Origin of the sequence: Candidatus Effluviviaceae Genus I sp., assembly GCA_016867725.1 — a bacterium.
Lineage (GTDB): Bacteria > Joyebacterota > Joyebacteria > Joyebacterales > Joyebacteraceae > VGIX01.
Map to the genome: position 1 here is coordinate 1 of VGIX01000092.1, position 2,980 is coordinate 2,980.

Annotated in this window: 4 protein-coding genes; 1 reads left to right on the forward strand and 3 read right to left on the reverse strand. The window is 70.1% G+C overall.

The features are described 5' to 3' along the window. Positions 1-214, forward strand: a 214-nt coding sequence (locus tag FJY74_09725) for an ABC transporter permease (GenBank protein MBM3308591.1), incomplete at its 5' end; no start/stop codon positions are given. A gap of 13 nt (positions 215-227) precedes the next feature. On the opposite strand, the gene FJY74_09730 is transcribed toward FJY74_09725, so the two are convergent. From FJY74_09730 to FJY74_09740, 3 genes are read right to left on the reverse strand one after another with little or no spacing between them, the layout of a single operon-like run. Then, complete coding sequence (locus tag FJY74_09730) at positions 228-1,670, reverse strand: cytochrome c biogenesis protein ResB (GenBank protein MBM3308592.1); 1,443 nt, start codon at positions 1,668-1,670, stop codon at positions 228-230. After that, on the reverse strand, positions 1,667-2,548 hold the full coding sequence (gene ccsB / locus FJY74_09735) for a c-type cytochrome biogenesis protein CcsB (protein ID MBM3308593.1): 882 nt from the start codon (positions 2,546-2,548) through the stop codon (positions 1,667-1,669). Before ccsB ends, FJY74_09730 begins: the two co-directional genes overlap by 4 nt. Positions 2,549-2,570: 22 nt before the next feature. Continuing rightward, complete coding sequence (locus FJY74_09740; GenBank protein ID MBM3308594.1) at positions 2,571-2,966, reverse strand: septum formation initiator family protein; 396 nt, start codon at positions 2,964-2,966, stop codon at positions 2,571-2,573. Positions 2,967-2,980 lie beyond the last annotated feature (14 nt).

A 2,980-nucleotide genomic window follows, 5' to 3' on the forward strand; every position in this document is an offset into this window, starting at 1 on the left:
CGCGCTGAGCCTGGTCGGCGGCGTGATCGGCGCGGCGCTCGCCTACGGCGTCGCGGCGCTCCTCACGCGGACGGTGGGGATGACGACCATCCTGAGCCCGGGTGTCGTCGTGATGGCGTTCGGGTTCGCGGCCGCGGTGGGCATCTTCTTCGGCTACTACCCGGCGCGCAAGGCAGCGATGCTCAACCCGATCGAGGCCCTCCGGCACGAGTAGGTTGCCCGGCGGGCTATCCGGGAGCTTCGAGTCCCCGCACCAGCTCCGCCTCGATGTCCTCCGGCTCCCCGAGGATGCCGGCCGCGCGGAAGAGAAGCCGGCCCTCTGGCGCGCCGCTCTCGCCCGGCGTCACCCAGAGGCTCACGCGGTAGCTCGGCCAGTACGTGCGGATGGCGAGCCCCACCATGAACGCGATGATCGCGATGTAGAGGAGCGGCACGCCGGGGTCGTGGCGGTAGGAGAGGACCGTGGCCTCGCGCGGGTTCTCGATCGCGAGCGCGACGCCGTCCCGCTCGAGGGGTTCCGCGACCGAGAGGTTCCCGATCTCTTCCGACTTCGCGCCCTTCTCGGCGTCCGGCGCGCGCCACTTGAGCGGCACGTGCGGCGTGATGGGCACGGGGTCGTGGTACTTCTCGTAGAGCGTCCCGACGCGGAGCGTGCCGGGGAAGAACATGCCGGCGGCGGATTCCAGCGCGAACGGCGTGTGCGCCTGGCCCTCGACCCGTTCGACCTCCACGCCGTTTCGCGTCACGACCACGTCGAACCACTGCTCGTACGCCATCTGGTAGAACGTGAGCCCCGAGATGCGAAGCGGCCTGTTGACCTCCACGAGCGCCCGACGCGCCTCGCCCTTCTCGCCGGCGACCGCGAGGTCGCTCAGCCAGTCGCGGCTGTAGTACTTCTCCCGGTAGAGCTCCCACTCGGTGATGAACTCGTTGAGCGTGAGCGTGACCTCGCGGCCCGCCCACGCCGTCGTGTCGGCGGGAAGGGCGGCGAACGGCCGCCACGAGCCGACGCGCCACGACGCAAACCGTGTCGCGAGCCTGTGCGCGCCGGTCTCGTCGCTCACCGTCGCGATCGTGGCCTGCTCGCCCGGGGCAAGCGTGAGGTCGCCCTCGAACGCGAAGAGCGCCGACAGGATGAACCCGAGGATCGCGAGCGCGAGCGCGAGATGGTAGAGAAGGCTCACGCCCTCGGGCCACGGCCCGCGGCGCGCCACGACGACGCCCCCGGACGAGGAGAGGATCTTGTACCCGCGCCCCGCGAGCACGCCCGCCGCCCGCCCGGCCGGGTCGGCGCCGGCCGGCAGCCGAACGGGCTTCGCGTGCGACGGCGGCCCCTCGCCGGCGAGCCCCGCGCCGCCGCGCCCCAGCCAGCGCACGACGCTGCACGCCACGAGGTTCACGAGCAGGAGCGCGCCGAGCACGAGGAAGTACTTCGTGTGGAACAGGTTGAGAAGTCCCCACCGCGCGAGCGCGGCGTGCCGCGCCTCACCCCACGACTCGATGTACATCGCGGCGTCGTAGCCCTGCGGGAACACGGATCCCACGACCATCGTGACCGCCATGACGATGAGCAGCCACACCGTGAGGCGGAGCTTCGTGAACTCGAGCAGGAGGAGCTTGAGTGGCCCGGGCCTCCCGACCGCCCGGGCGCGCGCCGGAGCGTCCGTCATCCGTACGTGTGCAGGCTCGGGATGCCGAAGAGCTTCGCGAGCCACGTGACCCCCAGGAATGTCGTCACCATGCAGAGGAACGCGACGATCATGATCGCCGACGACGGCGCGCCGCGCCACGACGGGCGCACGCGCGTGTGGAGATAGAGCGCGAACACGAACCACGTGATGAGCGACCAGGTCTCCTTCGGGTCCCACTGCCAGTACACGCCCCAGGCCTCGTTCGCCCAGGCCGCGCCCGACATGATGCCGAAGGTGAGCATCGGAAACCCGAAGAGCACGAGCTGGTGGACCGAGCGGTGGAAGCGCCCGATGTTCTCACGGGTGAGGCCGTAGTCGCGCGTCCAGCCGATCTTCCACATGAAGAGCTGCTTGAGGTACGAGATCTCCACCGCGAACGCCACGACGAACACCGCGTACGACGCGAAGGCGATGGCGACGTGCCAGAAGAACCACACGCTCTGGAGCGCGGGGAAAAGGGGCTTGACCTCAGGGCTCTGACCGAGGAGCGCGTACAGGACCGCGCCCGCGCAGACGAGCGACACGAAGAACCCGGGCAGGCGCACGTGCCTGCGCCACTCGATGACGAGGTAGGCGACGACCGCGGACCACGAGAACCACGCGAGGCTCTCGTAGAGGGTCTGGAAGGGCGGCCGGCCCGCGAGGACGGCGCGGAGCACGACCGTCATCGTCTGGAAGACCGCGGCGCCGACCATCGCGACCGTCGAGCGGACGCGGAAGCCGTGCACACCGGGCGCGATGAGATGGAGCACGTAGAAGAGCGCCGCGAGGCAGTACGCGGCGAAGGAGGCCCAGAGGAACCCGTGCTCGACGTTCAGCAGGAGGGCGTCGCGGCTCAGGAGGGCCTGCGGGTCCATCGGTCTCCTCCTGCGAAGGCGGTCAGCGGGAGTCCTGCGTCTCCTCGTCGAGCCGCACGCGGTAGCAGATCTCGCCGTCCCGGATCATGCCGTACTCCTCGCGCGCGACCCGTTCGATCGTCCGCGGGTCGTTCGTGAGGTCCTCGCGAAGCTCGATCGTCTGCGCCTTCACCTCTTCGAGCGTCCTGATGTCGCGCTCGAGGGAGCGCTGCATGCTCCTCATCCTCAGGATGGAGATGAGGCCGCTGTCGCCGAGGAGGATCGCGGAGCTGAACCACGCGGCGATGACCAGCACGATGATCCGCACCACGCGCGCCGACGCGCCGCGGCCGAACCCCGGGAAGACCTTCCGGAGGAACTGGGGCTCCTCGGGCTTCCTCGGGAGCCTCCGTCTGTTCACGCCCAGCGTGTTCGGCATGCGTCGTCCCGTCG

Bases quoted from the DNA above. Each gene is read 5' to 3' on its own strand.
- FJY74_09740 (MBM3308594.1), bottom strand. From the start codon at position 2,966: ATGCCGAACACGCTGGGCGTGAACAGACGGAGGCTCCCGAGGAAGCCC.
- FJY74_09730 (MBM3308592.1), bottom strand. From the start codon at position 1,670: ATGACGGACGCTCCGGCGCGCGCCCGGGCGGTCGGGAGGCCCGGGCCA.
- ccsB (MBM3308593.1), bottom strand. From the start codon at position 2,548: ATGGACCCGCAGGCCCTCCTGAGCCGCGACGCCCTCCTGCTGAACGTC.